The following is a 26,107-nucleotide window of genomic DNA, read 5'->3' on the forward strand; positions in this document are numbered from 1 at the left end:
TATGAGTAAAGAATTAACAGATTTATTTAAAGGGTCTGAAATTTCAGAGGCTCAAAATTTTAATAGTATTAAAATTACACTAGCTAGCCCTGAAAAAATTAAATCTTGGACATATGGTGAGATTAAAAAACCAGAAACAATAAATTATCGAACATTTAGACCAGAAAAAGATGGTTTGTTCTGTGCAAGAATTTTTGGACCAATAAAAGATTATGAATGTTTGTGTGGAAAATACAAACGAATGAAATTTAGAGGAATTATATGTGAGAAATGTGGTGTTGAAGTAACAAAATCAAATGTAAGAAGAGAAAGAATGGGTCACATAAACCTTGCTACCCCTGTTGCTCATATATGGTTTTTAAAATCTCTTCCTAGCAGAATATCATTGGCGATTGATATGAAACTTAAAGAGGTTGAACGGGTTCTTTATTTTGAAAATTTTATAGTTATTGAGCCTGGATTAACTGGATTAAAGAAAAATCAATTACTTGGTGAAGAGGAATTAATAAAATATCAAGATGAATATGGGGAAGAATCTTTTACAGCAGGCATTGGCGCAGAGGCAATTCTTGAAATTTTAAAATCTATTAATCTTGAAGAGGAAAAAAATAATTTAATAAAAACAATAAAAGAGACTAAATCAAAAGTATCAGAGGAAAGATCAATAAAAAGATTAAAGTTAATTGAATCATTTATAGAAACTGGAAATAAGCCTGAATGGATGATTTTAACAACAATTCCAGTTATTCCTCCAGAATTAAGACCTTTAGTACCATTAGATGGTGGCAGATTTGCAACTTCAGATTTGAACGATCTATATAGAAGAGTGATAAATCGAAATAACAGACTAAAGAGATTAATGGATCTCAAAGCTCCAGATATTATTGTTAGAAACGAAAAAAGAATGCTCCAAGAGTCTGTCGATGCATTATTTGACAATGGAAGAAGAGGCAGAGTTATTACCGGAACAGGCAAAAGACCATTAAAGTCTTTAGCTGAAATGTTAAAAGGTAAACAGGGAAGATTTAGACAAAATTTATTAGGTAAAAGAGTAGATTATTCTGGAAGATCAGTGATAGTCGTTGGGCCAGATTTAAAACTACATGAATGTGGTCTTCCAAAAAAAATGGCTCTTGAATTATTTAAGCCATTTCTTTACGCAAGATTAAATAAATTAGGCTTGGCATCAACAATTAAACAAGCAAAAAAATTAGTCGAAAGAGAGAGAAATGAAGTTTGGGATGCATTAGAGTTAATAGTTAGAGAACATCCGGTCATTTTAAATAGAGCTCCAACACTTCATAGATTAGGAGTACAAGCTTTTGAACCAAAACTTATTGAAGGAAATGCCATAGAACTTCATCCATTAACTTGTGCTGCATTTAATGCTGACTTTGATGGTGATCAAATGGCAGTACACGTTCCACTAAGTTTAGAAGCACAATTAGAAGCACGAGTATTGATGATGTCTACAAATAATATTTTAAGTCCATCTAATGGTAAACCGATTATTGTTCCTAGTCAGGATATGATTTTAGGGATTTATTATTTATCTCAGCCACCTTATCAAAAAGACAGAGTAGAAGGATATTTTGTTAACACATCAGAAATAGAACATGCACTTGAAATTGGTCAAATCAAAGTTCACTCAAGAATAGTTTCAAGATTTGAAACTGTTGATGAGAAAGGAAATACTAAATTTGAAAAACACATCAGTACAGCAGGAAGATTTTTATTGTCAAATTTAATACCAAAAAATGTTAATAACAAATTTTCATTAGTAGATAGACTTTTACCAAAAAAAGTTGTTTCAGAAGTTATTGATCATGTGTTCAGGTTCTCAGGACAAAAAAGTACGGTTATATTCTGTGATAAGTTAAAAGATTTAGGTTTTAAACACGCGTTTAAAGCTGGAATTTCATTTGGAAAAGATGATTTGGTAATACCGGATAATAAACAACAATTAATTGATGAGACAAAAAAATTAATTTCAGATTATGAAAACCAATATGCTGAAGGATTGATCACTAGAGGTGAAAAATATAACAAAGTAATTGATGCATGGTCTAAATGTACAGATAGAGTTGCATCTGAGATGATGAAGAGAATTTCTGCAACAGAAGTTACAGAAGACGGTCTTAAAATCAACTCAGTATTCATGATGGCTGATAGTGGAGCAAGAGGATCTGCTGCACAAATGAAGCAATTAGCTGGAATGAGAGGTTTGATTGCGAAACCATCAGGTGAAATTATCGAGTCGCCGATTACTTCAAATTTCAAGGAAGGTCTAACAGCTCTCGAATACTTTAATTCAACACACGGTGCTAGAAAAGGTTTAGCTGATACAGCTTTGAAAACTGCAAGCTCAGGATATTTGACACGAAGGTTATGTGATGTTGCCCAAGATTTAACAATTACAAAACAAAAATGTGATAAGCCAGGTTTTATCAAGCTATCTGAAGTATTGGAGGGTGGAAATATTATGGTAAGCCTTTCAGAAAGATCATTAGGACGTGTTACAGCAAAAGATGTAAAAAATCCTTTAACTGGTGATGTTATAATTAAAAAAGGTCAGATGATAGATGAAGCTGCATGTGAAAAAATAGATGCGGCTGGGGTTAAAACATTGAGTGTTTATTCAGTAATGACCTGTAGTCTTAAAGAAGGAGTTTGCGCAACATGCTATGGAAGAGACCTATCTAGAGGTAAAATGGTACACGTTGGTGAGGCTATTGGAATGATTTCTGCTCAATCAATTGGGGAACCAGGCACACAATTAACGATGAGAACGTTTCACGTTGGTGGAACTGCCTCTGTAAAACAAGACTCACAAATTGTATCAAGTTCAGATGGAATATTGAAAATTGTAAATACTAACCTATTAGAAGACTCAAAGAAAAATCAAATAGTTATGGGAAGAAATACTGAGCTTTCAATAGAAGATGGAAATGGATTACAGGTTGCTTCTTACAAAGTTCCTTATGGTTCAAAACTATTTTTTCAAAACGACGATAAAATTAAAAAAGGTGCAAAGATATGCGAATGGGACCCATACACAACACCTGTAATTGCTGAAAAAGATGGAGTCGCTAATTACGTTGATTTGATCGATGGAGTATCACTTGCTGAAACTGTTGATGATGCTACGGGGATTTCAACAAAAGCAGTTGTTGATTGGAAAACACAATCAAAAAATACCGATCTAAAACCAAGAATTACGCTTAGAGATGCAAAAGGTAATGTAATTAAAAAAGCAGATGATAATGAGGCTAGATATTATTTAGTTCCAGACTCAATTTTATCAGTAAAGGATGGACAGAAAATTTCAGCAGGTGATGTTATTGCAAGATTACCTAAGGAAACTACTAAAACAAAAGACATTACTGGAGGTTTGCCAAGAGTAGCAGAATTATTTGAAGCAAGAAAAGCGAAAGACAGTGCCATAATTGCTGAAAATGATGGAAAAGTAATTTTTGGAAAAGAGGTAAGAGGCAAACAAAGAGTAACAATTGAATCTGAGAACGGTGAAACTTCAAGTTATTTAATTCCTAAAGGAAAACATATTAATTTTAACCAAGGTGAAAAAATTAAAAAAGGTGAATATCTGTTAGATGGTCAACCTTTACCCCATGATATTTTAAGAATTTTAGGTATTGAGGAATTAACTGAATACTTTGTTAACCAAGTTCAAGATGTTTATAGACTTCAAGGAGTAATTATTAACGATAAACATATCGAAGTAATTTTAAGACAAATGCTTAAAAAAATTGAGGTTAAAGAACCAGGTGATAGCAGTCTGTTACCTGGAGAAGTAATAGATAGAATTAGATTCGAACAAATTAATGAAAATTTAAAAGCTGAAAATAAAAAACCAGCGGTTGGTGAAAGAGTTTTGATGGGAATAACTAAAGCATCACTACAAACAGAGTCATTTATATCTGCTGCATCATTCCAAGAAACAACAAGGGTATTAACTGATGCTGCAATAAAGGGTAAAGTTGATAAATTAGTTGGATTGAAAGAAAATGTTATTGTTGGACGACTAGTTCCTGCTGGCACAGGTTCAATTAAGAACAATTGGAATAGAAAAGCGCTAGATGATGATAAAAAATTCCTAACTGAACAAGAGACCTTAGAACCCTCAGAAGCTCAAATTAATCAATAAAATTGGGCAAAATTTAACTGCTTTTAGTTTGACAAATACAATTTCTAATGTATTTTGGCCATGTTTTTGGTTGGAATGTAGTGACTTGATCACTAAACGCTGCCACAAATAACCTGTCAGTTATTTCATCAAAAATAAAAATTAAATTTATGCCAACAATAAACCAGTTGTTAAGAAAAAGTAGAACACGACCTTTAGCAAGGAACAAAGTTCCAGCTTTACAAAAACAACCTTTAAAAAGAGGTGTGTGTGTTAAAGTTTACACAACAACTCCAAAAAAACCAAATTCAGCATTAAGAAAAGTTGCAAGAGTCAGGCTTTCAAATGGCTTTGAAGTTACAGCATATATCCCAGGCGAAGGACATAATCTTCAAGAACACTCAGTTGTTCTAATCAGAGGAGGAAGAGTAAAAGATTTACCAGGTGTGAGATACCATATTCTAAGAGGTAATCTTGATACGCAAGGTGTGGCAAACAGAAAACAAAGAAGATCACTTTACGGAACCAAAAAAGGAAAATAACATATGTCTAGAAAGAGAAAAGCTCCTAAAAAAATTCCTGTTTTAGATCCTAAATATAAATCTGTAATTATTCCAAAATTAATAAATTCAATCATGTATGATGGAAAAAAAACTGTAGCAGAAAAAATTGTTTACGATGCAATTGATAAAATTAAATCAAAATCTAAAGATGAACCAATCACTGTTTTTAACGACGCTATAAATAATGTTAGACCAACTGTTGAAGTTAGATCAAGAAGAGTAGGTGGTGCCACATATCAAGTTCCTGTTGAAGTAAAAGCAAAAAGATCTCAAGCTTTAGCTTTAAGATGGATTATTGATGCATCAAGAAAAAGAAAAGATAAAAATATGTCTGATAAATTGTTTAATGAGATTTTTGATGCATATCAAAACAGAGGATCAGCAATAAAAAAGAAAGAGGACACTCACAAAATGGCGGAGTCTAACAAAGCATTCGCACATTTTAGGTGGTAATTAATGGCAAGAACTCACACATTAGACAAATATAGAAACATAGGCATCATGGCTCACATAGATGCAGGCAAAACCACAACAACTGAAAGAATTTTATATTACACAGGAAAAAGTCATAAAATAGGTGAGGTTCATGACGGAGCTGCAACAATGGACTGGATGGAACAAGAGCAAGAAAGAGGCATAACAATAACGTCTGCTGCAACGACTTGTTTTTGGAGAGAACATAGAATTAATATTATCGATACACCTGGTCACGTAGATTTTACAATTGAAGTAGAAAGATCATTAAAAGTTTTAGATGGCGCTGTTGCTGTTTTTGATGGTGTAGCTGGAGTAGAGCCTCAATCTGAAACAGTATGGAGACAAGCTGATAAATACAAAGTACCAAGAATTTGTTTTGTAAATAAATTAGATAGAACTGGTGCTGATTTTTTTAGATGTGTTGGAATGATAAAAGATAGATTAGGCGCCAAACCTCTCGTAATGCAGGTTCCAATTGGTATAGAAGCATCTTTAAAAGGTGTTGTTGACCTGATTAAAATGAAAGCTATCGTTTGGAAAAATGAAGATTTAGGTGCGGAGTGGGAAGAACAAGATATTCCAGAAGATTTAAAAGAAATTTGCGACAAGTATAGACAAGAACTAGTTGAAACTGCAGTAGAACAGGATGAAAAACTAATGGAAGCTTATCTAGGTGGTGAGGAAATTAGCCAAGAGGATCTAATAAAATGTGTTAGAAAAGGATGTTTAAATTTTGATTTTGTTCCAGTTCTTACTGGTTCTGCATTTAAAAATAAAGGTGTTCAACCACTTTTAGATGCTGTTGTTGATTACTTACCAAGCCCTAAAGATATAGGCTCTATAACTGGTACAAAACAAGGATCTGATGACGAAATGGAAATGAAATTTGAAGATAGTGCACCTTTTTCAGCACTAGCGTTTAAAGTTGCAAATGATCCATTTGTGGGAAGTTTAACATTTATTAGAATTTATTCTGGGACAGTTAAGTCTGGAACAGGGATCTATAATACATCAAAAGATAAAGAGGAAAGAGTCGGTCGAATGCTACTAATGCACGCTAATTCCAGAGAAGATATTAAAGAGGCAAACGCTGGAGATATAGTTGCTTTAGCTGGACTAAAAAATACTATTACTGGCCATACTTTAGCGAATAAAGACACTCCAGTATTGTTAGAGCCAATGGAATTTCCTGATCCGGTAATTGAAATAGCAGTTGAACCAAAAACTAAAGCTGACCAAGAAAAAATGGGTGAAGCTTTGGGCAGACTAGCGAAAGAAGATCCATCTTTTAGAGTTACATCTGATGAAGAGTCGGGACAGACCATCATTAAAGGTATGGGAGAATTACACCTAGACATAATTGTAGATAGAATGAAAAGAGAATTTAAAGTGGAGGCAAATGTTGGAGCTCCACAAGTTGCATACAGAGAAACTATATTAAGTGCAGCAGAATTTGATTATACACACAAAAAACAAAGTGGTGGAGCAGGTCAATTTGCTAGAGTTAAATTATCTGTAGAGCCTCTTGAACCAGGAAAAGGAAGAGAAGTAGAAAGTAAAATAAAAGGTGGAGCAATTCCAAAAGAATTTATACCTGGCGTAGAAAAAGGTGTAGAGACTGTTGCAGATGGTGGAATATTAGCTGGATTTCCACTGATAGATTATAAAGTTACAATTTTAGATGGACTACATCACGATGTTGACTCAAGTGTTCTTGCATTCGAATTAGCTTCTAGACAGTGTTTTAAAGAAGCATGCACTAGAGGTACTTTAAAATTACTTGAACCTATAATGAGAGTTGAGGTTGTTACTCCAGAAGATTACATGGGTGATGTAATTGGTGATTTAAATAGTAGAAGAGGGCAAATAAATACACAAGAGCAAAGAGGTAATGCAACTGTCATTACAGCAATGGTACCATTAGCTAACATGTTTGGTTATATAAATAATTTAAGATCAATGTCACAAGGTAGAGCTCAATACACAATGTTTTTTGATCATTACGACAAGGTTCCACAAAATGTTCAAGACGAAGTAACAAAGAAAACAGGTTAAAATGGAAAAACAGAATATTAGAATTAAACTTAGAGCTTACGATAATAAAGTTTTAGATCAATCTACTGAAGAAATTGTAAATACTGTAAAAAGAACAGGTGCAAATATAAAAGGACCTATACCTCTTCCAACAAAAATTGAACGCTATACCGTGTTAAGATCGCCACATATTGATAAAAAAAGTAGAGAACAATTTGAGACCAGAACTCACAAAAGATTAATTGATATTATTGAACCAACACCTGCGACTGTAGAGGCTTTGATGAAATTAGACTTAGCATCAGGTGTAGATGTGGAGATAAAAATTTAATGTCCGAGATAGCACTAGTTGGAAAAAAAATTGGAATGACAAGAGAGTTTTATAAAACTGGTCAATCAGTTCCTGTAACAGTTCTTAAAATGGAAACTGGGAGAGTGATACAGGTAATTGAACAAGATAAGAGAGGATATAAAGCAGTTCAAATTGGCTTTGGTAAAATTAAAAATAATAAATTATCAAAAGCTATGAAAGGTTATTTTGCAAAAAAGAATACTGAACCAAAAAAATTACTAAAAGAGTTCAAAGTAAATTCAACAGAGAATTATAAAGAGGGTAACGAATTTGGTCTTGAGATATTTAACGATATTAAATTTGTTGATGTTAAATCAAAAACAATAGGAAAAGGTTTTGCTGGAGCTATGAAAAGGCACAATTTTGGAGGCTTAAGAGCATCACATGGTGTATCAATTTCTCACCGTTCACACGGATCGACAGGTCAAAGACAAGATCCAGGAAAAGTTTTTAAAGGAAAAAAAATGGCTGGTCACATGGGTGATAAAATCAGAACAATGCAAAATATTGAAATAATTAAATCAGATAAAGACAATAACTTATTGTATTTAAAAGGTTCTATACCTGGCGCAAAAAATGCTGAGGTAGTCATTAAAAAGGCTGTTAAAAATTTAAGAAAACTAACAATGTCAGAAAAAATAGAACAGATTGAAAAAATGAAAAAATCTGCAGACAAAAAGAAGAAATAAATGAAAATAGATAAATTAAACCTAGATGGAAAGAAAGTTTCAATAGAAGTTTTGGATAAAATATTTTCTGCTAAAATTAATAAGCAACTTGTAAGCAATGTATTGTATAAAACCAATGCAAATTACAAAGGGAGAAAAGCTAAAACAAAACAAAAAAATGAAATTATTGGATCTACAGCAAAGATATATTCCCAAAAAGGCACTGGAAATGCGAGACATGCTAGTAAAAAAGCACCTATATTTGTTGGAGGAGGTGTTGCACATGGTCCAAAAGGTGAAAGCAACTATAAGATTAGAAAATTAAATAAAAGTGAAAAAAAATTAAGCATTGCCTCAATAATCACTGAAAAAAATAAGAGTAATAATCTTTTAGTATTTAATGATTTTAATGAAAAAATTCAAAAAACAAAAGATGTAAATAAAATTTTAATGAAGTTTGATGCAAAAAATTCAATTCTGATCGTAGATAAAAAATCAAAAGAGAATATTGAAAAAGCTACAAGAAATATTCCAAATGTAAAGATTACAGACATTGGACACTTTAGTGCATTTGATCTTGTAAAATATAAAAAAATAATTTTTACAGAAAGCTCAGTTAAAGAATTAGAAAAAAGGTATCAATAATGAATAAAGTTCATCTTTACGATAAAATTTTGGCTCCAATTGTAACTGAAAAATCAACAAATCTTTCAGAGCAAAATAAAATAATTTTTAAAGTTCCATCTAAGGCAAACAAAAAAAACCTTAAATCAAATATTGAAAAAATTTTTAAAGTAAACGTAACTAAAATTAATATTATAAATAAAAAAACTAGAACTAAAGTTACTCGAGGAAAAAAAGTAAAAGTAAGAGGATTTAAAAAAGCAATTATAACACTTAAAAAAGGTCAAAACATTGACCTAACAACAGGAATTTAAAATATGGCCTTAAAAACATTTAAACCATACACAAAATCAACAAGAGGCACTGTATTAGTAAGCAGAGAAGGCCTATGGAAGGGTAAACCTTATAAACCACTTACTTCTGCAAATAATGCTTCAAAAGGAAGAAATAACTATGGAAGAATTACCTCTAGAAACCATGGAGGTGGTCACAAACATAAATACAGAAAGATTGATTTTTATAGAAAAAAATTCGATATGTCAGCAGAAATAGAGAGGATTGAATATGATCCAAATAGATCATGTCATATCATGTTGGTAAAATTCGAAGATGGAGAGAGAGCATATTATTTAGCACCCCAAGATGTTAAGATTGGAGATAAAATACAAAATGGTCCTAATTCTGAGATAAAAGTTGGTAACTGTTTATCTCTTCAGGATATCCCAGTAGGAATAAATATACATAATGTAGAATTACAGCCAGGAGCAGGTGGCAAAATTGCAAGAGCCGCAGGTTCATCTGTTACTATTTCAGGAATTGATGGAAATTATACAATAATAAAAATGAGTTCTGGTGAAGTAAGAAGAATAGACTCAAGATCTTTAGCAACAATTGGTGTTTTATCAAATCCAGATCAGAAAAATATTAAAATAGGAAAAGCAGGTAGATCTAGATGGTTAGGAAGAAGACCTCATACAAGAGGTGTTGTCAAAAATCCAGTTGATCACCCTCATGGTGGTGGTGAAGGAAAAACAGCTGGTGGTAGACATCCAGTTTCACCTACAGGACAATCTGCTAAAGGCCTTAAAACGAGAGATAATAAGAGAACAGATAAATTTATAATAAGAAGAAGAAAGAAGAAGAGAGCATAAATTATGGCAAGATCAGTTTGGAAAGGACCATTTGTAGAAGAAAGTTTAATTAAAAAAGTTGAAAAAGTTAAAAATGATCCAAACAGAAAACCAATTAAAACATGGTCAAGAAAATCAACAATTATACCTGATTTTGTGGGTTTTAGTTTTTTAATCTATAATGGAAAAAAATTCATCCCAATTACAGTTTCAGAGGATATGGTTGGTCACAAATTTGGTGAGTTTGCACCAACAAGACAATTTTTTGGACATACACCAGCTGATAAAAAAGCAAAAGTTGAGGGTGGCGCAAAGGGTACTGGTAAATAAATAAAATGAGTAAAAAAGATAAAAAAATTGATATCAAAACAGTTAAATCTGTAAATAAAAACGTGAGATCAAGTGTAAGAAAACTTAAACCAATATTAAAATCTATAGTTGGTAAAAAGGTAGACGTAGCTATGAGAGATCTTACTTTTTCTGAAAAAAGAATTTCTAAAGATGTCAAAAAAACCATTTCATCTGCAGTTGCAAATGCGGAAAACAATTATCAATATGATATTGATAATTTAATCGTAAAGGAAGCATATTGTGGAAAACAAATAATAATGAAACGTTTTAGAGCAAGAGCAAAAGGAAGAGCTGCTGAAATTATGAAACCTTATTCAAATGTGACAATTATTTTAACTGAACAAACAAAACAAACGGAGAGAGATGGGGCAAAAGGTTAATCCAATAGGCTTAAGACTAGGTATAAACAGGGGATGGGACTCTGTTTGGTATGCTAAGAAAAAAGATTTTGGTAACTATTTAATTGAAGACTTTAAAATCAGAGAATACATAAAAAAAAATGTAATTAACTCTGGTGTCTCTAAAGTTATGATTGAGAGAACTTCAAAGAAATGTTTTGTTACAATATATACTTCAAGACCTGGATTTGTGATCGGTAAAAAAGGAAGTGATATAGAAAAAATTAAAGGAAAGCTTTCAAATCTTACAACGAATGAAGTTGTCCTAAACATCAAAGAGGTAAAAAAACCTGAGACAAATGGTTATTTAGTTGCGGAAAATATTGCTCAACAATTAGTAAAAAGAGTTTCATATCGTAGAGCAATGAAAAGAGCTATGCAATCAGCTTTAAGATTGGGTGCTAAAGGAATTAAGGTTTCTGTTAGTGGAAGACTTGGTGGAAATGAGATTGCAAGAACAGAGTGGCTAAGGGATGGTAGTATTCCATCGCATACTTTAAGAGCTGATATTGATTACGCTGAAGCAGAAGCATTGACTACATATGGAATAATTGGAATTAAGGTCTGGATTTATAAAGGTGAAATATTCACAAAAGAATTTAGTCAGGAGAGGAATAAAGCTTAATTATGTTGCAACCAACTAGAACAAAATTCAGAAAAGCTCATAAAGGAAGAATACATGGTAATGCGTCCAGATGTAATGTAATGAATTATGGATCATTCGGACTTAAAGCTATACAGCCTGAAAGAGTGATTTCAAAGCAAATAGAGGCAGCGAGAGTTGCTTTAACAAGACATATGAAAAGACAAGGAAGAGTTTGGACTAGAATGTTTCCTAATATACCGGTATCAAAAAAACCTACTGAAGTGAGAATGGGAAAAGGTAAAGGTTCTCCAGAGTTTTGGGCGTGTAGAGTTAAACCAGGAAGAATTTTGTTTGAAGTTGATGGTGTATCTGAGCAAATAGCAAAAGAGGCATTATACAAAGCTTCTGCAAAACTCCCTATTAAATGTAAATTTATTAAAAGAATATAAGATGAAGCAAAAGGACATAAAAAAATTAACTAAAGAACAAGCGCTTAAAGACTTAGAGAAATTAAAAAAAGATCTATTTAATTTTAGATTTCAAAAAGTAAATGGACAAGTCAAGAGCCCAGCTAAAATTAATGAAACAAAAAAAACCATAGCACGTTTAAAAACATTATTAGAAGGAAAAAATGCCTAAAAAAATACTAAACGGAATAGTTGTTAGCGATAAACCAAATAAAACAATTACTGTGATGGTTGAAAGAAAGTATCAACATCCTGTTTTAAAAAAGGTAATTAAGGCAAGAAAAAAATACAGTGTACATGACGAGGAAAACAAATTTAAAAATGGAGATAAAGTATCAATAAGAGAGTGCAAACCATATTCGAAGTCAAAAAAATTTGAAGTTATAGGAGACGTTAAATGATACAAGTTCAAACAGAATTATTCGTAGCTGATAATACAGGTGCAAAAAAAATTGAATGTATTAAAGTTTTAGGTGGTTCAAAAAGAAGATACGCTAGCATTGGTGATACCATTGTTGTAGCCGTTAAAGAGGCCATACCTAAAGGTAAAGTTAAAAAAGGCGCTGTTCACAAAGCAGTAGTGGTTAGAGTAAAAAAAGGCATTCATAGAAACGATGGATCAAAAGTAAGATTTGATAATAATGCTGCAGTTCTAACAGATGATAAAGGTGAACCAATTGGAACTAGAATTTTTGGTCCTGTAACAAGAGAGTTAAGAAGTAGAGGACAAATGAAAATAATATCTTTAGCTCCGGAGGTACTTTAATGATCAAAAAAGGAACTAAAGTAAAAGTATTAGTGGGCAAAGATAAAAATAAAGATGGTGAAGTAATGGAAATAGACCGTTCTAATAATCGTGCAAAGGTAAAAGGGATTAATATGGTCAAGAAACATGTAAAAACAACAAAAGAAAAAAAAGGTGGAATTGTTTCAAAGGAAAATTTTATACATCTTTCAAATTTATCCATACTTGATAATAAAAAATCAAAAAAAATTGAGGCTAAGAAGTAATGCAACCTAGATTAAAAGACTTAATTGTTAAAGAAATACAACCAAACTTAAAAGAAAAATTTGGTTACAAGAATTTGTATATGGGGCCACAAATTTCAAAAGTAGTTATAAATATGGGTCTAGGTCTAGACGGTAACGATGCCAAAATTTTGAAATCATGTGAAGAGGATTTAGCAAACATAACAGGACAAAAACCAGTCACAACAAAATTTAAAAAATCAATTGCAAATTTTAAAACTAGAAAAAATACAAATGCAGGACTGAAGGTCACTTTAAGAAAAAATAAGATGTACGAGTTTATTGACAGACTAGTAAATATTGCATTACCTAGAATTAAAGACTTTAGAGGATTAAACCCAAATGGATTTGATAAATTTGGTAATTATTCTTTTGGAATAAAAGAACATATTGTTTTTCCAGAGGTGAACTTTGATAAAGTTGATAAAATTAGAGGCTTAGATATTACAATAACGATTAAAAACCAAGATAAGGAACATAGTTTTGAGTTGTTAAAACAGCTAAATTTTCCATTTTTTCAAAAGAGGAGCAATTAATATGGCTAAAATGAGTGCAGTAAATAAGAATAATAAACGAATTAAATTATCAGACAAATTATTTAAGAAAAGGCAAATGCTTAAAAAAATAATTATGGATAAAAAATTACCTCTAGAAGAAAGATTTAAAGCACAGCAAAAATTATCAAAATTGCCACGAAATTCTGCAAAAACGAGAGTAAGGAATAGATGTCAAATTACAGGCAGACCGCATGGTGTTTATAGAAAATTAAAAATATCAAGAATAGCTCTTAGACAATTAGGTTTAGAGGGGAAAATTCCTGGTATGGTAAAGTCAAGTTGGTAGAAAGGATAATATGAGTTTAAGTGATCCAATAGGAGATATGTTGGCGAGAATTAAAAATTCTCAAATGAGAAATCATAAAAAAGTACAACTTCCATCATCAAAATTTAAAGTGAAAATAGCAGAAGTTTTAAAATCTGAGGGTTATATAATTGATTACAAAGTTACTGAGAAGGATAAAAAACCTAATTTAGAAATAAACCTAAAATATAATTCAGGAAACCCAGTTATAAGTACAATAGAAAGAGTATCAAAGCCAGGTAGAAGGATATTTTCAAGTGCAGAAAGTCTTCCAAAAATAAATAATGGTCTTGGTATAGCAATAGTCTCTACTCCAAAAGGTGTTATGACTGATATAGATGCAAGAAAGCAAAAAATTGGTGGAGAAATAATTTGTAAGGTATTTTAATGTCTAAAATAGGTAAAATAAATATTCCAATTCCTGATAAAGTTAAAGTTTTACTTAGTGGAAATATTGTGAATATTGAAGGTCCATTAGGTAAAAAATCACTAAATATTGATTTAGATGTTTTCGATTTGAAAATAGACGAAGGTAAAGAAGTATCTATAAAACCAAAAAAAATTGATCAAAACTCAAAAAGATTATGGGGAATGAACAGGAGTTTATTAAATAACGCTATAATTGGAGCAAGTAAGGGTTATGAAAAAACTCTTGAATTAGTTGGAGTTGGATTTAGGGCCGCATTAAAGGGAAAACAATTAAATATGCAATTAGGTTTCAGTCACGACATAAATTTTGATATTCCAGAAGGAATAAAAATTGCTGTTGAAAAGCAAACAATATTAAAAATAAGTGGACCAGATAAACAATTAGTTGGAATGGTTGCTTCTCAAATCAAAAGTATTAGACCACCAGAACCCTACAAAGGTAAAGGTATAAAAGAGCAAGGTCAGTATATTTTAAGAAAAGAAGGTAAAAAGAAATAATGAAAATTAGTACATTAGATAGAAAAAAATTTAGAGTAAGAAATAAATTAAAAAAAGTTTCAAGCAAAGATAGATTTAGGCTATGCGTTTCTCGTTCGACTAAAAATATAAGTGCTCAAATTATTGATGATGTTAATAAAATAACTTTAGTTTCCGCTTCATCAGTTGAAAAAAATATTAGAGAACAAAAAAAATCTAAATCAGAGCTTTCCACTTTAGTTGCTGAAACTCTTGCTAAAAAAGCACAAGATAAAAAAATAAAAAAGGTTTATTTTGACAGAGGCATCTATAAGTATCATGGTAGAGTAAAAATATTTGCAGAAACGTTAAGAAAAAATGGGATGGAATTTTAAAAAATGGAAAAAAATACAGAATTTTTAGAAAAACTTGTTCACATTAACAGAATAACAAAAGTCGTTAAAGGTGGAAGAAGATTTGGATTTTCAGCATTAGTTGTTGTTGGAAATCAAAATGGCAAGATTGGCATTGCACATGCTAAAGCAAAACAAGTTCCAGATGCTATTAAAAAAGCAAACGAACTTGCAAGAAGAAATTTAGTTCAAGTTCCATTAAGAGAAGGAAGAACGATACATCATGATATTTTTGGTAAAGATGGTGCAGGAAAAATAAAACTTAGAGCAGCACCGAAAGGTACAGGTATAATTGCTGGTGGACCCGTTCGTGCTGTGTGTGAGGTTTTAGGTATTAAAGATATAGTAGCAAAATCTCTTGGTACAGCTAACCCACATAACGTTATTAGGGCCTGCATGAAAGCATTGTCTAAACAAAATTCACCAAAGAATATTTCAACTTTAAGAAATAAAAAAATATCAGAAATAATTGAAAAAAGAGGATAATGACTTATTTAAATACTACAATCTCAGTAAAAATTAAAAAGATTAGAGTAGGTAGAGGAATAGGTTCAGGAAAAGGCAAAACTTCAGGAAGAGGTGTAAAAGGTCAAAAATCAAGATCAGGTGTAGCAATTAAAAGTTTTGAAGGAGGTCAAATGCCATTATATAGAAGACTTCCAAAAAGAGGTTTTAACCCAATTAGAAGAGATAAAATTGCTAAGATAAATTTAGATTTATTAAACAAATTGTTAGATTCTAATAAAATTAGTTCATCTGAGAAAATTAATCTAGAATATTTAAAGAAAAATAAAATTATATCTAAATCTGTAACTCAATTTAAAGTTTTAGGAAATGGTGAATTAAATTCAAAGTTAAATATAGAGGCTGATTTTTCCTCTAAATCAGCAATACAAAAAGTTGAGAAAGCAGGCGGAAGTATTTTAGTAAAATCAAATAAAGATTAATGAGCTCTTCAACTCAATCTCACGATTTAAGAAATAGAATATTATTTACAATACTTATACTTGCTATTTACAGACTAGGTACGTTTGTCCCACTCCCTGGAATTGATCCAGAGCAGCTTCAAATAATGATGGAAAGTAATCAAAAAGGTTTATTAGGTATGTTTAACGTTTTTGCTGGCGGAGCTGTAAGCAGAATGGCAATATTTGCACTTGGTATCATGCCATATATATCATCATCTATCATTGTGCAGTTATTGACAGGAGTTTCTGACTACTTCAAAAATTTAAAAGCCCAAGGCGAAATAGGTAGACAAAAAATTACACAAATTACAAGATATGGAACAGTTTTATTAGCAACTATTCAAGGTTATGGTTTAGCGGTTGGATTGGAATCATCTGCAAATTTGGTAATAAATCCTGGCATGTTTTTTAAAATATCTACAGTAACAACAATTGTTGCTGGTACAATTTTTTTGATGTGGTTAGGAGAACAAATCACACAAAGAGGTATTGGAAATGGTATTTCCTTAATAATTTTTTCTGGTATCGTTGCAGAAATTCCAAGGGCTTTAGTAACTACGTTTGAACTTGGCCGTACTGGTGCGATCTCTACAATTATGATTATAGGTATTTTTGTTTTATTGGTTTTAACTATACTATTTATTGTTTTTATGGAGCGAGCTTTACGTAAAATTTTAATAAATTACCCAAAAAGACAAATGGGTAACAAAATGTATGGTGGAGATTCTTCGCATCTTCCGCTTAAAATAAATTCTGCAGGAGTAATACCTGCTATTTTTGCATCAGCTTTATTACTTTTACCTGTAACATTTTCAAATTTTAATGTTTCTCAGAACGAAACTTTTTTAAATATATCCTCATATTTTTCTCAAGGCCAACCGCTCTATATGATCCTATATGCCAGTGGAATAATATTTTTTACTTTTTTTTATACGTCAATCACATTTAATCCAAACGAAACAGCTGAAAATTTAAGAAAATATGGCGGATTTATTCCTGGCATTCGTCCAGGTGAAAGCACAGCAATCTACATAGATACCATACTTACAAGATTAACGACTATAGGTGCTTTATATCTTACATTAGTATGTTTAATGCCTGAATTTCTAATAGCAAATTATCCAATACCTTTTTATTTAGGTGGAGCATCAGTGTTAATTGTTGTTGTTGTAGCTATAGATACGGTTACTCAGATACAGACACGTTTAATGAGCTCTCAATATGAGCAACTAATTAAAAAAACAAAATTTGGTAGATAAGTGAACATCATATTATTTGGCCCTCCTGGAGCTGGCAAAGGTACTCAGGCCAAATATTTAGTTGAGAAATTGAAAGGTTTTCAAATTTCCACAGGTGATATTCTTAGAGATGAAATCAAAAAAGATACAGATTTAGGTAAGCAAATAATAAATAATATGAATGATGGAAAGTTTGTAAGTGATGAGATTGTAAATACAATAATCAAAAAATTTATCTTTGATCCTCAAAAAAAAAATAAATTAATATTTGATGGATACCCTAGATCACTAGATCAAGCAAAAAACTTAGATAATTTATTAAATGATTCTGAACAAAAAATTGATTTTGTGTTTTATTTAAACGTTAATAAAGAGACCATTGTTAAAAGACTTGAAAAAAGAAAGTTATTAGAAAAAAGAACTGATGATAACTTAGATACTATCCTTAAAAGGTACGATACATACATGGAGACTACAAAACCGGTTTTAGATTTTTACTCAAAAAAAAATAATTTTCATGAGATTGATGGATCTGAGAATATCACTGAAATAACAAGGAAAATAGACACTTTTGTCAATGTTTAATGCGTTGACTTTGACTAATTCTCTTATATAAAAGGCACAATTTTATCACAAAAACTATGGCTCGTATTGCAGGTGTAAACATACCACAAAATAAATTAGTTCATATTGGATTAACTTATATTTATGGGATAGGTAACAAATTTTCTAACGAAATATGTAAATCTTTAGAAATTCCAAAATCAAAAAGAGTGAATGAATTAACAGATGATCAAATTTTGAAGATAAGAGAATACATTGATCAAAAGTTTACTGTTGAAGGTGACTTAAGAAGAGAAAATTCACTCAGTATAAAAAGACTTATAGATTTAGCTACTTACAGAGGATCAAGACATAGAAAAAAATTACCTGTAAGGGGACAAAGAACAAGATGCAATGCTAGAACTAGAAAAGGTAAAGCTATTGCTATTGCAGGTAAAAAATTAACACCACTTAAAAAATAATAAATGACAAAAGATACAACAGAAAATAAATCTGCATCAAAAGATTCCTCGTCAAAAAGTAAGAAAAGCTCGTATTCAAAAAAGAAAAAAGGAAAAAAAAATATTTTAAACGGAATTGCCTATGTCCAATCTACATTTAATAATACTATTGTATCTATTGCAGATACAAATGGAAATGTAATTTCATGGGCATCTGCAGGTCAAAAAGGTTTTAAAGGATCAAGAAAATCTACACCTTACGCCGCTCAAGTTGCTGCTGATGCAGCTGCAGCTAAAGCATTAGAGGTAGGAATGAAAGTTTTATCTGTAGAAGTAAAAGGACCTGGATCTGGAAGAGAAACAGCCCTTAGAGCACTACAAGCTAGAGGATTTAAAATTATTTCAATTAAAGATACAACACCAATGCCTCATAATGGTACGCGACCACCAAAGAAAAGGAGAGTATAAATGGAACAAACAGAAGTAAATTCAAAAAATTGGAAATCATTGATTAAGCCTGCAAAATTGGATGTTCAGCTTAGTGATGATAAATCACACGCAAAAATAATCGCTGAACCTTTGGAGAAAGGATATGGCTTAACCTTGGGTAATTCTCTTAGAAGAATTTTACTATCATCTATAAGAGGGACAGCAGTTACTGCAATCCAAATTGATGGAGTTCTTCATGAGTTTACATCTATAAAAGGTGTGAGAGAAGACGTAACAGATATAGTATTAAATATAAAATCTTTAGCCCTTAAAAGTAATTCTGAAACTTCAAAAAAGCTTATATTAGATGCCAAAGGACCAGGTGAAATCAAAGCTTCAGATATAACACCTGTAACTGATATTGAAATTTTAAACCCAGATTTAGTTATTTGTAATTTAGATGAAAATACCAATTTTCATATGGAGATGACTGTAGGTACTGGAAAAGGATACATATCAGCAGAAATGAATAAACCTGAGGAACCACCTTTGGGTTTAATACCCATAGACTCATTGTTTAGTCCTGTTAAAAAAGTTTCATACTCTGTAAGCACCGCTAGAGAAGGAAAAGCCTTAGATTATGATAAACTAACGATGGAAGTTGAAACTAATGGTTCTATATCTGCCGAAGATGCAGTTGCTTACTCAGCTAGAATTTTCCAAGATCAACTAGGAATGTTTGTTAATTTTGATGAACCACAAGAAGTTATAGTTAGAGAACAACCAACTGAACCAGAATTTAACAAAAACTTATTGAGAAAGGTAGATGAATTAGAATTGTCTGTACGATCAATGAATTGTCTTAAAAATGATAATATTATTTATATTGGTGATTTAGTTCAAAAATCTGAAGGTGAAATGTTAAGAACACCCAATTTTGGGAGAAAATCATTAAATGAGATTAAAGAGGTATTAACTGGGATGTCACTTTATTTGGGCATGGAAATACCTAATTGGCCTCCAGATAACATTGCCGAATTATCTAAAAAACTTGAGGAAGCTATTTAATGAGACATAAGTTTGGTTATAAAAAATTAAACAGAACTTCAGAACATAGAAAAGCTTTAATTAAAAATATGTTGAATTCATTAATTAAATACGAACAAATTACAACAACACTGCCAAAAGCTAAAGTGCTGAAACCTCAGGCTGATAAAATAATTACGTTAGGAAAAAAAGATAACTTACAAAATACTAAAACTCTAATTTCAAAACTCCAAGATACAAAATCTGCAAATAAAGTAAAAAAAACACTTTCAAAACGTTATGAAAATAGAAAAGGTGGCTATACAAGAATAATTAAGGCTGGCTTTAGATATGGTGATAATGCACCAATGGCTGTTATTGAGTTTGTAGACAGAGACGTTGAGGCGAAAAGAGTAGATAAAAAGAAAAAAGATGCAGCAACAGCATCACCTAAATCAGAAGACAAAAAACAAGCCACTGCTTAATTAAAATATACAACAGTATTATCTTTGATTTTTAAAATCAATAATTGATACTTTTATTTATCCTTATGAAAAAAATAATATTAGTCAAAGCATCTTATAATAATATGCGTATAGATAGATTTTTAAGAAATTATTTAGGAAAAATACCGCAAGGATTAATAGAAAAAAATTTAAGAAATGGAAAAATTAAGTTAAATCAAAAAAAAGTCAAAAGTTCTCAAAAAGTTATAACAGATGATAAAATAAGTTTTTTTAACTTTAATTTTGAACAAAACATTAAACAATCCAAAACAAAATTTAATCCTAATAAAGAAATTGTTAAACAGAATGAAGATTTGATTATTGAAAACAATGATAACTTTATAGTATTAAATAAAGCTTCAGGAATCTCTGTACAAGGTGGAACTAAATCAAAAAAAAATCTAGTTGATATATTTACTAAAAGCGAAATTTTTGAAGGATCTAAACCATACTCTGTTCATAGACTAGACAAAGACACATCAGGTGTATTTATAATTGCAAAAAACAGAGAAAGTGCTCAATTGTTAACTTCTTTATTTAGGTTACGAAAAGTTCACAAAACTTATTTGGCTATCTGTCAAGGTGAAATAACTAATAACTCAGGCACTTGGGAAGATGATTTAATTAGATATGACGGTGATAAAAAAGTTATTGAAAATGCAAAAACAATTTACAAAGTATTAGATAAAAATTCCGAAGCTAGTTTATTAGAATTAAAACCTATCACTGGAAGAAAGCATCAATTACGTAAACAATTGTATGCAATAGGTAATCCTATATTTGGAGATACAAAATATAAATTATCAAATTCCAATAAGGGAATAAATAAAAATTTAATGTTACATTCTTATCAAATAAAATTTAAAATTAATAATATTAAGCATACTTATTCTGCGTTATTACCAGATTATTTTAAAAGATTGTTAAAATCAAAACGACTTAGATTTTCAAATTAGAAACAAAATTTTCTATTAATTTATCACCAAGTTTCGAATAATCCTGATTTATAATATTTTTTAAATTCGTAATCCCTTTATCTTTAATACCACATGGTATAATTTTTTTATATTTCTCTAAATTATTATTTATATTTATTGCAAAGCCATGATATGCAATCCATTTGCTAACTCTAATTCCTATAGCTGCAACTTTGTTTACTTCATTGTTTACTTTATACCAGATACCTATGTTTTCTTTATCTGGAAAAGTTTCAATATTGTATAATTTCAAGGTTTGAATAATAGTTTTTTCAATTACATTAATAAATTTTCTAATATCTTTTTTTTTTCTTAAATCTAAAACGAAATAACAAATTAATTGTCCTGGTCCATGATAGGTTATTTTACCACCTCTATTTGTCTGAAATATCTCTATTGATTTATCAATTATTTCATTTTCACTATATGACGTTCCTGCAGTGAAAATTTCATCGTGCTCTAAAGTCCAAATCAATTCTTTACCATTATTCTCATATAAATCTTTTAACCTATTTTCCAATACGTTAATTGCTTCAGAATATTTTACTGGTTTTGCTGACTTTTTGATCTCTAAGTTCATTTATAATTTGTATTATCTTAATTATGTATTAATAGTGCAAATCACAATTAAAGGTAGATTTATGTCTTTAAACAAAAAAACTAAAGATAAAAAAGTTAATTTTGAATTTAACAAAGAATATTTAAGAGTTGTCACATCAAAAATTGCTAATAACGATACTCAATTTATAAACAATTCATTTAATGAGATGCATCCTGCAGATGCAGCAGATATAATTGAACATTTAAGCCAAAATGATAGAGAAAGTTTAATAAAATTAAATAATTTTAATATAGATCCTGAAGTTTTTGTTGAGCTAAATGAGGCAATCCAAACTGAAATTATTACTTATTTATCCTCAGATTCTATAGTTGGTATACTTAAAGGTTTAGAGTCAGATGATGCAATTTCTATTTTAGAGAATGTTCCTGAGGAGGACAAAAACTCAATTTTAAGCTCTCTACCGCCTAAAGACCGATTTGCTCTACTTGAAAGTTTGAGTTATCCAGAAGACACTGCAGCAAGATTAATGCAACGTGAGTTTACTGCTATTCCTAGCAATTGGTCTGTTGGGCAGACTATTGATTATTTAAGAGAAAATAAAGATTTACCAGAGGAATTTTTAGAAATTTTTATAGTTAATGAAGATTTTAAACCAATCGGAACAGTTCCATCATCAAGAGTTTTAACAACACCAAGAGATACAAAAATGGAAACTATTATGTCCGAATCCCAATTATTAATTCCTGTTGAAATGGACAAAGAGGAGGTTGCAAATTTATTTGAAAATTACAATCTAAACTCTGCAGCAGTTGTAGATAAAAATAATAAATTAGTTGGAATGATAATGAATGACGATGTTCTAACAGTATTAAAAGAAGAAGCTGAAGAAGATGCATTAAGACTTGCTGGAGTAGGTGATGAAGAAATTACAGATGGAATTGTAAAAAAAACTAAAAGAAGATTTAATTGGTTGTTATTAAATCTATTTACTGCTTTCCTAGCAACTTGGTGCATAAGTCTATTTGGTGCTACGATAGAGCAAATGGTTGTTTTAGCTTTTTTAATGCCAATAGTTGCATCTATGGGTGGTAATGCTGGTATGCAGACTTTAGCAGTTACAGTAAGAACAATTGCAACAAATGACTTAACACAAAATAATTTCTCATCAAACGTTTTTAAAGAATTTTCAATTGGTATTTTAAATGGAGTTATATTTGCAGCTATAAGTGCATTTATTGTACAAATTTGGTTTCAAGATAGTATGCTATCGATAATTATTTCAATTTCAATGGTGCTAACAATGATTATTGCAGGTTTATTTGGAATTTTAGTACCATTCACTCTAAAGAAAATGAACATTGATCCTGCCATTGCTTCAAGTGTATTTGTAACAACTATTACTGATGTAATTGGCTTTGTTTCATTTTTAGGTGTTGGAGCATATTTTTTATAACCTAAAAATTATCTATTAACCTTACATTATCAATATAATAAGCGATAAATAATTTAAATTTAGTTTTAAATTTTGAAATACTTAAATTCTTTATATTTCTAAAATCTAAATACTCTATTTTAATTAAATATTTATTTTCTAAATATTTAATTAAAGAAAGTTTATTATTTTTTATTCTAAAATTATAATTTTTGTATTTATTTTTAATACGAGATAATTCCCCAGCAATTAGTTGTGCTGTTTTCAATGATTTTTTTTTGAGATTAAGATTTCTTGATGATAGTGCCATTTTATTATGTCTTATCGTCTTACAAATAATGAGTTTAAACTTATGTTTTTTATGTAAATATTTGTTAATTAAATATTGTTGTTGGAAATCCTTTTCTCCCAAATATAAAAATTTAGGTTTTACTAAATTTAAGAGTCGATCCATTACCTCTAAAACTCCCTCAAAATGACCCTTTCTTTTGTTAGCACACAATATTTTTTCACTTTTCTTCAGCTTAAATTTTGAATTTATTTTATTTTTATAGATATCTTTAACTGTGGGTATAAAAACAAAATTTACTCTTAACTTTTTCAATATTTGAATATCCCGAATAATATTTTTTGGGTATTTCTTATAGTCATCTTTATCATTAAATTGTGTTGGGTTTATAAATATACTTACAATAGTTTTGTTAGATTTTTTTTGAGAATTTTTGATTAACGAAATATGACCTTTGTGTAAACTACCCATAGTAGGAACAAAACCTAAATGTTTGCAATTTAGAATTGCCTCTTTTAGATCATCTTTTGTCTTTAAAATTTTCATTTGTAATAAAACGATTTATAAGTAAAACATTTACATGATTAAACAAGCAATAATACCATTGGCTGGTCAAGGTACAAGATTATTACCTTTGACAAGCGTATTTGCAAAAGAATTATTACCAATCAATGGTAGACCTGGTGTTGAGTATATTCTGGATGAATGTATTGAAGCAGGTATCAAAGAAATTATTTTTATTATTTCACAAAAAAAACTAATGATTAAAAAATATTTTTATAGCGATACTTTTTACAAAAAAATTATTAAAAAGAAAAAAGATCCAAAAGTTATTGAGGAATATAAAAAAATTCTTAAATATAAAAAAATGATAAAATTTGTTTATCAAAATAAACCAAAAGGAACAGGCGATGCCGTTCTTAAAACAAAAAAATATATTAAAGACAAATATTTTTTAATGCTGTTACCTGATGACTTGATAATGAAATATAATTGCTCAAAATCAATGATTTCTACCCACAAAAAATATAAATCATCTGTAATGGCGAGCATGAATGTTAACAAAAAAACTGTATCAAGGTGGGGTATTTATAATTTAAGTAAAAAAGTGTCTAAAAATAACTTTCTTATAAAAGAGGTAGTTGAAAAACCATCTATCAAGAATGCGCCTTCAAACAAAGCTGTAATTGGAAGATATATTTTACCTAAGACAATTTTTAAAAAATTATTACACCAAAAACCTGGTAAAGGTGGTGAAATTCACATAACAGATGCAATACAATCTTTAATTAATGAAAATGAAAAATTTATCGCACACAACTTTGCAGGAAAATATTTAGACTGCGGTACTATGAGTGGATTTATAAAATCTAACATTGAAATTGGAAAATTATGAAACTTTGCATGATAGGCACTGGCTATGTTGGGCTTGTAAGTGGAGTATGCTTTTCAGATGTTGGAAATACAGTTTACTGTGTAGACAAAGATCAGAAAAAAATTGATTTATTAAATAAAGGTATAGTTCCTATATATGAACCAGGTCTTGAGGAAATTTTAAAAAAAAATTTTAAACAAAAAAGGTTAATTTTTACATCAGATTTAAATAAAGCAGTAACAAATTCAGATATAATTTTTATCTGCGTTGGTACACCCACTAAAAGAAATACTAACTCAGCCAATTTGAAACATGTTTTTAGTGTAGTAAAAGATTTAAAGAAAATTATAAAAAAACAATATAAAATTATTATAACCAAGTCTACAGTTCCCGTATCAACCGGAGATGAGATTGAGAAGATTTTAATTAATTTAAAGAAAAAAAAATTAGTTGATATCGTATCAAATCCTGAATTTTTAAGAGAGGGTGAGGCAATAAGAGATTTTATTTATCCTGACAGAATTATTATTGGAACAGATAGCAAAAAAGCTAATAAAATATTAAAATCCCTTTATTTACCAATTATTAAAAAAACAAACAGATATTTTAATACATCAAGGAGAGGGGCAGAACTTATTAAATATGCTTCAAACGCTTTTTTAGCGACAAAAATTTCTTTTATTAACGAAATGGCTAATTTATGTGAAAAAGCTGATATTGACATTAAAGATATATCTTTAGGCATGGGTTCAGATGAACGAATAGGAAGTAGATTTTTAAGAGCAGGACCCGCTTATGGTGGATCATGTTTTCCAAAAGATACTCGTGCATTGATTGATACTGGAAATAAATATAAAACTGATTTATCTATTGTTAAAACTGTAGTTAACTCAAATGATCAACGAAAAACATTACTAATTAAAAGAGTTGAAAAAATTCTGAAGGGTAATTTAAGTAATAAAATTATTACTTTTTTAGGGGTAACATTTAAACCAAACACTGATGATATGCGTGAGGCATCAAGCATACCAATGATCAAATATCTGAATAAAAAAAATAGTAAAATCAAATATTATGATCCTTCAGGTGAAAAAATTGACTTTAAAGGACTAAGGAATGTTAATTATTGTAGTTCGATTTCCTCTGCTTGCTTTAAGGCTGATTTGATTATTCTACACACTGAATGGAATGATTTTAAATTATTGAATTTTAAGAAATTAACGAAAAAAAAGAAATTCAAAATATATGATATGCGAAATATGTACTCACCTTCGATAATGAAAAAATTAAAAATCGATTATTTTGGAATTGGAAGATAA

Annotated in this window: 36 protein-coding genes; 34 read left to right on the forward strand and 2 right to left on the reverse strand. The window is 30.1% G+C overall.

Annotated elements, in window-relative coordinates; all coding sequences use genetic code 11:
* The first annotated feature begins 1 nt into the window (after position 1).
* The 31 genes from rpoC to B8063_RS06535 all read left to right on the forward strand — a co-directional run bounded on the left by rpoC (position 2) and on the right by B8063_RS06535 (position 21,109).
* Positions 2–4,165 (forward strand): DNA-directed RNA polymerase subunit beta', encoded by a 4,164-nt coding sequence (gene rpoC, locus B8063_RS06385; protein ID WP_085070575.1) that lies wholly within the window; start codon positions 2–4, stop codon positions 4,163–4,165.
* Between the two features lie 149 nt (positions 4,166–4,314).
* Positions 4,315–4,686, forward strand: a complete 372-nt coding sequence (gene rpsL, locus B8063_RS06390) for a 30S ribosomal protein S12 (RefSeq protein WP_075521569.1) — start codon at positions 4,315–4,317, stop codon at positions 4,684–4,686.
* Positions 4,687–4,689: 3 nt separating this feature from the next.
* Entirely contained in the window at positions 4,690–5,160 is a 471-nt protein-coding gene (gene rpsG, locus B8063_RS06395) for a 30S ribosomal protein S7 (RefSeq protein ID WP_075521568.1), read from the forward strand.
* Positions 5,161–5,163: 3 nt separating this feature from the next.
* Entirely contained in the window at positions 5,164–7,239 is a 2,076-nt protein-coding gene (gene fusA, locus B8063_RS06400; protein ID WP_085070577.1) for an elongation factor G, read from the forward strand.
* A 1-nt stretch (position 7,240) separates the two neighbouring features.
* Positions 7,241–7,549 (forward strand): 30S ribosomal protein S10, encoded by a 309-nt coding sequence (gene rpsJ / locus B8063_RS06405; RefSeq protein WP_075521566.1) that lies wholly within the window; start codon positions 7,241–7,243, stop codon positions 7,547–7,549.
* The gene (gene rplC / locus B8063_RS06410) at positions 7,549–8,259 is read left to right on the forward strand and encodes a 50S ribosomal protein L3 (protein WP_085070579.1); all 711 of its coding nucleotides are present in this window, start codon (positions 7,549–7,551) and stop codon (positions 8,257–8,259) included. Before rpsJ ends, rplC begins: the two co-directional genes overlap by 1 nt.
* A complete protein-coding gene (gene rplD / locus B8063_RS06415) occupies positions 8,260–8,883 on the forward strand; it encodes a 50S ribosomal protein L4 (RefSeq protein ID WP_085070581.1) in 624 nt (207 codons plus the stop codon).
* Positions 8,883–9,176 carry a 50S ribosomal protein L23 gene (rplW, locus tag B8063_RS06420; RefSeq protein ID WP_075521563.1) on the forward strand — a complete coding sequence of 98 codons (294 nt, stop codon included), beginning with the start codon at positions 8,883–8,885 and terminating at the stop codon, positions 9,174–9,176. Before rplD ends, rplW begins: the two co-directional genes overlap by 1 nt.
* Positions 9,177–9,179: 3 nt before the next feature.
* A complete protein-coding gene (rplB, locus tag B8063_RS06425) occupies positions 9,180–10,013 on the forward strand; it encodes a 50S ribosomal protein L2 (protein WP_075521562.1) in 834 nt (277 codons plus the stop codon).
* Positions 10,014–10,016: 3 nt separating this feature from the next.
* Positions 10,017–10,322, forward strand: coding sequence for a 30S ribosomal protein S19 (rpsS, locus tag B8063_RS06430; protein ID WP_075521561.1), 306 nt, complete (start codon positions 10,017–10,019; stop codon positions 10,320–10,322).
* A gap of 5 nt (positions 10,323–10,327) precedes the next feature.
* Complete coding sequence (gene rplV / locus B8063_RS06435; protein WP_075521560.1) at positions 10,328–10,723, forward strand: 50S ribosomal protein L22; 396 nt, start codon at positions 10,328–10,330, stop codon at positions 10,721–10,723.
* Positions 10,707–11,366, forward strand: a complete 660-nt coding sequence (rpsC, locus tag B8063_RS06440) for a 30S ribosomal protein S3 (protein WP_075521559.1) — start codon at positions 10,707–10,709, stop codon at positions 11,364–11,366. Before rplV ends, rpsC begins: the two co-directional genes overlap by 17 nt.
* Positions 11,367–11,368: 2 nt before the next feature.
* Positions 11,369–11,776, forward strand: coding sequence for a 50S ribosomal protein L16 (rplP, locus tag B8063_RS06445; RefSeq protein ID WP_085070583.1), 408 nt, complete (start codon positions 11,369–11,371; stop codon positions 11,774–11,776).
* Between the two features lies 1 nt (position 11,777).
* Positions 11,778–11,966, forward strand: coding sequence for a 50S ribosomal protein L29 (gene rpmC / locus B8063_RS06450; RefSeq protein WP_075521557.1), 189 nt, complete (start codon positions 11,778–11,780; stop codon positions 11,964–11,966).
* Positions 11,959–12,195: a 30S ribosomal protein S17 gene (rpsQ, locus tag B8063_RS06455; protein ID WP_075521556.1), complete on the forward strand. Its 237-nt coding sequence runs from the start codon at positions 11,959–11,961 to the stop codon at positions 12,193–12,195. The genes rpmC and rpsQ overlap by 8 nt, the downstream gene beginning before the upstream one ends.
* Positions 12,192–12,560, forward strand: coding sequence for a 50S ribosomal protein L14 (gene rplN, locus B8063_RS06460; protein ID WP_075521555.1), 369 nt, complete (start codon positions 12,192–12,194; stop codon positions 12,558–12,560). The genes rpsQ and rplN overlap by 4 nt, the downstream gene beginning before the upstream one ends.
* The gene (gene rplX / locus B8063_RS06465) at positions 12,560–12,805 is read left to right on the forward strand and encodes a 50S ribosomal protein L24 (protein WP_085070585.1); all 246 of its coding nucleotides are present in this window, start codon (positions 12,560–12,562) and stop codon (positions 12,803–12,805) included. Before rplN ends, rplX begins: the two co-directional genes overlap by 1 nt.
* Complete coding sequence (gene rplE / locus B8063_RS06470; protein ID WP_085070587.1) at positions 12,805–13,359, forward strand: 50S ribosomal protein L5; 555 nt, start codon at positions 12,805–12,807, stop codon at positions 13,357–13,359. The genes rplX and rplE overlap by 1 nt, the downstream gene beginning before the upstream one ends.
* Position 13,360: 1 nt before the next feature.
* Positions 13,361–13,666 (forward strand): 30S ribosomal protein S14, encoded by a 306-nt coding sequence (rpsN, locus tag B8063_RS06475; RefSeq protein WP_085070590.1) that lies wholly within the window; start codon positions 13,361–13,363, stop codon positions 13,664–13,666.
* 10 nt (positions 13,667–13,676) lie between these two features.
* Entirely contained in the window at positions 13,677–14,072 is a 396-nt protein-coding gene (gene rpsH / locus B8063_RS06480) for a 30S ribosomal protein S8 (protein ID WP_085070592.1), read from the forward strand.
* Positions 14,072–14,611: a 50S ribosomal protein L6 gene (rplF, locus tag B8063_RS06485; RefSeq protein ID WP_075521551.1), complete on the forward strand. Its 540-nt coding sequence runs from the start codon at positions 14,072–14,074 to the stop codon at positions 14,609–14,611. Before rpsH ends, rplF begins: the two co-directional genes overlap by 1 nt.
* Positions 14,611–14,964 (forward strand): 50S ribosomal protein L18, encoded by a 354-nt coding sequence (rplR, locus tag B8063_RS06490; protein ID WP_085070594.1) that lies wholly within the window; start codon positions 14,611–14,613, stop codon positions 14,962–14,964. Before rplF ends, rplR begins: the two co-directional genes overlap by 1 nt.
* 3 nt (positions 14,965–14,967) lie before the next feature.
* Positions 14,968–15,468, forward strand: coding sequence for a 30S ribosomal protein S5 (rpsE, locus tag B8063_RS06495; RefSeq protein ID WP_075521549.1), 501 nt, complete (start codon positions 14,968–14,970; stop codon positions 15,466–15,468).
* Positions 15,468–15,929: a 50S ribosomal protein L15 gene (gene rplO / locus B8063_RS06500; protein WP_085070596.1), complete on the forward strand. Its 462-nt coding sequence runs from the start codon at positions 15,468–15,470 to the stop codon at positions 15,927–15,929. Before rpsE ends, rplO begins: the two co-directional genes overlap by 1 nt.
* Entirely contained in the window at positions 15,929–17,209 is a 1,281-nt protein-coding gene (secY, locus tag B8063_RS06505) for a preprotein translocase subunit SecY (RefSeq protein ID WP_075521547.1), read from the forward strand. The genes rplO and secY overlap by 1 nt, the downstream gene beginning before the upstream one ends.
* Positions 17,210–17,773: an adenylate kinase gene (locus B8063_RS06510; RefSeq protein ID WP_085070598.1), complete on the forward strand. Its 564-nt coding sequence runs from the start codon at positions 17,210–17,212 to the stop codon at positions 17,771–17,773.
* Between the two features lie 56 nt (positions 17,774–17,829).
* Entirely contained in the window at positions 17,830–18,213 is a 384-nt protein-coding gene (gene rpsM / locus B8063_RS06515) for a 30S ribosomal protein S13 (protein ID WP_085070602.1), read from the forward strand.
* A gap of 3 nt (positions 18,214–18,216) precedes the next feature.
* A complete protein-coding gene (gene rpsK / locus B8063_RS06520) occupies positions 18,217–18,660 on the forward strand; it encodes a 30S ribosomal protein S11 (protein WP_085070604.1) in 444 nt (147 codons plus the stop codon).
* On the forward strand, positions 18,661–19,689 hold the full coding sequence (locus B8063_RS06525) for a DNA-directed RNA polymerase subunit alpha (protein ID WP_075521543.1): 1,029 nt from the start codon (positions 18,661–18,663) through the stop codon (positions 19,687–19,689).
* Positions 19,689–20,132 (forward strand): 50S ribosomal protein L17, encoded by a 444-nt coding sequence (gene rplQ, locus B8063_RS06530; protein WP_085070607.1) that lies wholly within the window; start codon positions 19,689–19,691, stop codon positions 20,130–20,132. The genes B8063_RS06525 and rplQ overlap by 1 nt, the downstream gene beginning before the upstream one ends.
* A 65-nt stretch (positions 20,133–20,197) precedes the next feature.
* Positions 20,198–21,109, forward strand: coding sequence for an RluA family pseudouridine synthase (locus tag B8063_RS06535; RefSeq protein WP_085070609.1), 912 nt, complete (start codon positions 20,198–20,200; stop codon positions 21,107–21,109).
* Here the strand turns inward: B8063_RS06535 and lipB are convergent.
* On the reverse strand, positions 21,093–21,710 hold the full coding sequence (lipB, locus tag B8063_RS06540) for a lipoyl(octanoyl) transferase LipB (protein ID WP_085070611.1): 618 nt from the start codon (positions 21,708–21,710) through the stop codon (positions 21,093–21,095). The two genes, B8063_RS06535 and lipB, sit on opposite strands and share 17 nt — an antisense overlap.
* A gap of 61 nt (positions 21,711–21,771) precedes the next feature.
* Here lipB and mgtE point away from each other — a divergent pair, with 61 nt between their 5' ends.
* Positions 21,772–23,145, forward strand: a complete 1,374-nt coding sequence (gene mgtE, locus B8063_RS06545; protein WP_085070613.1) for a magnesium transporter — start codon at positions 21,772–21,774, stop codon at positions 23,143–23,145.
* Position 23,146: 1 nt separating this feature from the next.
* On the opposite strand, the gene panC is transcribed toward mgtE, so the two are convergent.
* Positions 23,147–23,959: a pantoate--beta-alanine ligase gene (gene panC / locus B8063_RS06550; protein ID WP_198150958.1), complete on the reverse strand. Its 813-nt coding sequence runs from the start codon at positions 23,957–23,959 to the stop codon at positions 23,147–23,149.
* Positions 23,960–23,993: 34 nt separating this feature from the next.
* On the opposite strand from panC, the gene B8063_RS06555 reads away from it, so the two are divergent.
* Positions 23,994–24,809 (forward strand): sugar phosphate nucleotidyltransferase, encoded by an 816-nt coding sequence (locus B8063_RS06555; RefSeq protein WP_085070615.1) that lies wholly within the window; start codon positions 23,994–23,996, stop codon positions 24,807–24,809.
* On the forward strand, positions 24,806–26,107 hold the full coding sequence (locus B8063_RS06560; protein ID WP_085070617.1) for a UDP-glucose dehydrogenase family protein: 1,302 nt from the start codon (positions 24,806–24,808) through the stop codon (positions 26,105–26,107). Before B8063_RS06555 ends, B8063_RS06560 begins: the two co-directional genes overlap by 4 nt.

The organism is Candidatus Pelagibacter sp. RS40 (assembly GCF_002101295.1).
In the GTDB taxonomy this organism is placed as follows: domain Bacteria; phylum Pseudomonadota; class Alphaproteobacteria; order Pelagibacterales; family Pelagibacteraceae; genus Pelagibacter.

Bases quoted from the DNA above. Each gene is read 5' to 3' on its own strand.
- B8063_RS06525 (WP_075521543.1), top strand. From the start codon at position 18,661: ATGGAACAAACAGAAGTAAATTCAAAAAATTGGAAATCATTGATTAAG.
- rplQ (WP_085070607.1), top strand. From the start codon at position 19,689: ATGAGACATAAGTTTGGTTATAAAAAATTAAACAGAACTTCAGAACAT.
- rplB (WP_075521562.1), top strand. From the start codon at position 9,180: ATGGCCTTAAAAACATTTAAACCATACACAAAATCAACAAGAGGCACT.
- rpsE (WP_075521549.1), top strand. From the start codon at position 14,968: ATGGAAAAAAATACAGAATTTTTAGAAAAACTTGTTCACATTAACAGA.
- rpsM (WP_085070602.1), top strand. From the start codon at position 17,830: ATGGCTCGTATTGCAGGTGTAAACATACCACAAAATAAATTAGTTCAT.
- rplE (WP_085070587.1), top strand. From the start codon at position 12,805: ATGCAACCTAGATTAAAAGACTTAATTGTTAAAGAAATACAACCAAAC.
- rplP (WP_085070583.1), top strand. From the start codon at position 11,369: ATGTTGCAACCAACTAGAACAAAATTCAGAAAAGCTCATAAAGGAAGA.
- mgtE (WP_085070613.1), top strand. From the start codon at position 21,772: ATGTCTTTAAACAAAAAAACTAAAGATAAAAAAGTTAATTTTGAATTT.
- rplW (WP_075521563.1), top strand. From the start codon at position 8,883: ATGAATAAAGTTCATCTTTACGATAAAATTTTGGCTCCAATTGTAACT.
- rpsC (WP_075521559.1), top strand. From the start codon at position 10,707: ATGGGGCAAAAGGTTAATCCAATAGGCTTAAGACTAGGTATAAACAGG.
- rpmC (WP_075521557.1), top strand. From the start codon at position 11,778: ATGAAGCAAAAGGACATAAAAAAATTAACTAAAGAACAAGCGCTTAAA.
- rpsL (WP_075521569.1), top strand. From the start codon at position 4,315: ATGCCAACAATAAACCAGTTGTTAAGAAAAAGTAGAACACGACCTTTA.
- rplR (WP_085070594.1), top strand. From the start codon at position 14,611: ATGAAAATTAGTACATTAGATAGAAAAAAATTTAGAGTAAGAAATAAA.
- panC (WP_198150958.1), bottom strand. From the start codon at position 23,959: ATGAAAATTTTAAAGACAAAAGATGATCTAAAAGAGGCAATTCTAAAT.
- rplN (WP_075521555.1), top strand. From the start codon at position 12,192: ATGATACAAGTTCAAACAGAATTATTCGTAGCTGATAATACAGGTGCA.
- B8063_RS06555 (WP_085070615.1), top strand. From the start codon at position 23,994: ATGATTAAACAAGCAATAATACCATTGGCTGGTCAAGGTACAAGATTA.
- rplV (WP_075521560.1), top strand. From the start codon at position 10,328: ATGAGTAAAAAAGATAAAAAAATTGATATCAAAACAGTTAAATCTGTA.
- rplO (WP_085070596.1), top strand. From the start codon at position 15,468: ATGACTTATTTAAATACTACAATCTCAGTAAAAATTAAAAAGATTAGA.
- rplD (WP_085070581.1), top strand. From the start codon at position 8,260: ATGAAAATAGATAAATTAAACCTAGATGGAAAGAAAGTTTCAATAGAA.
- rplC (WP_085070579.1), top strand. From the start codon at position 7,549: ATGTCCGAGATAGCACTAGTTGGAAAAAAAATTGGAATGACAAGAGAG.
- rpsK (WP_085070604.1), top strand. From the start codon at position 18,217: ATGACAAAAGATACAACAGAAAATAAATCTGCATCAAAAGATTCCTCG.
- B8063_RS06560 (WP_085070617.1), top strand. From the start codon at position 24,806: ATGAAACTTTGCATGATAGGCACTGGCTATGTTGGGCTTGTAAGTGGA.
- fusA (WP_085070577.1), top strand. From the start codon at position 5,164: ATGGCAAGAACTCACACATTAGACAAATATAGAAACATAGGCATCATG.
- lipB (WP_085070611.1), bottom strand. From the start codon at position 21,710: ATGAACTTAGAGATCAAAAAGTCAGCAAAACCAGTAAAATATTCTGAA.
- rpoC (WP_085070575.1), top strand. From the start codon at position 2: ATGAGTAAAGAATTAACAGATTTATTTAAAGGGTCTGAAATTTCAGAG.
- rplX (WP_085070585.1), top strand. From the start codon at position 12,560: ATGATCAAAAAAGGAACTAAAGTAAAAGTATTAGTGGGCAAAGATAAA.
- rpsH (WP_085070592.1), top strand. From the start codon at position 13,677: ATGAGTTTAAGTGATCCAATAGGAGATATGTTGGCGAGAATTAAAAAT.
- rpsS (WP_075521561.1), top strand. From the start codon at position 10,017: ATGGCAAGATCAGTTTGGAAAGGACCATTTGTAGAAGAAAGTTTAATT.
- rpsG (WP_075521568.1), top strand. From the start codon at position 4,690: ATGTCTAGAAAGAGAAAAGCTCCTAAAAAAATTCCTGTTTTAGATCCT.
- rplF (WP_075521551.1), top strand. From the start codon at position 14,072: ATGTCTAAAATAGGTAAAATAAATATTCCAATTCCTGATAAAGTTAAA.
- secY (WP_075521547.1), top strand. From the start codon at position 15,929: ATGAGCTCTTCAACTCAATCTCACGATTTAAGAAATAGAATATTATTT.
- B8063_RS06535 (WP_085070609.1), top strand. From the start codon at position 20,198: ATGAAAAAAATAATATTAGTCAAAGCATCTTATAATAATATGCGTATA.
- rpsJ (WP_075521566.1), top strand. From the start codon at position 7,241: ATGGAAAAACAGAATATTAGAATTAAACTTAGAGCTTACGATAATAAA.
- rpsN (WP_085070590.1), top strand. From the start codon at position 13,361: ATGGCTAAAATGAGTGCAGTAAATAAGAATAATAAACGAATTAAATTA.
- rpsQ (WP_075521556.1), top strand. From the start codon at position 11,959: ATGCCTAAAAAAATACTAAACGGAATAGTTGTTAGCGATAAACCAAAT.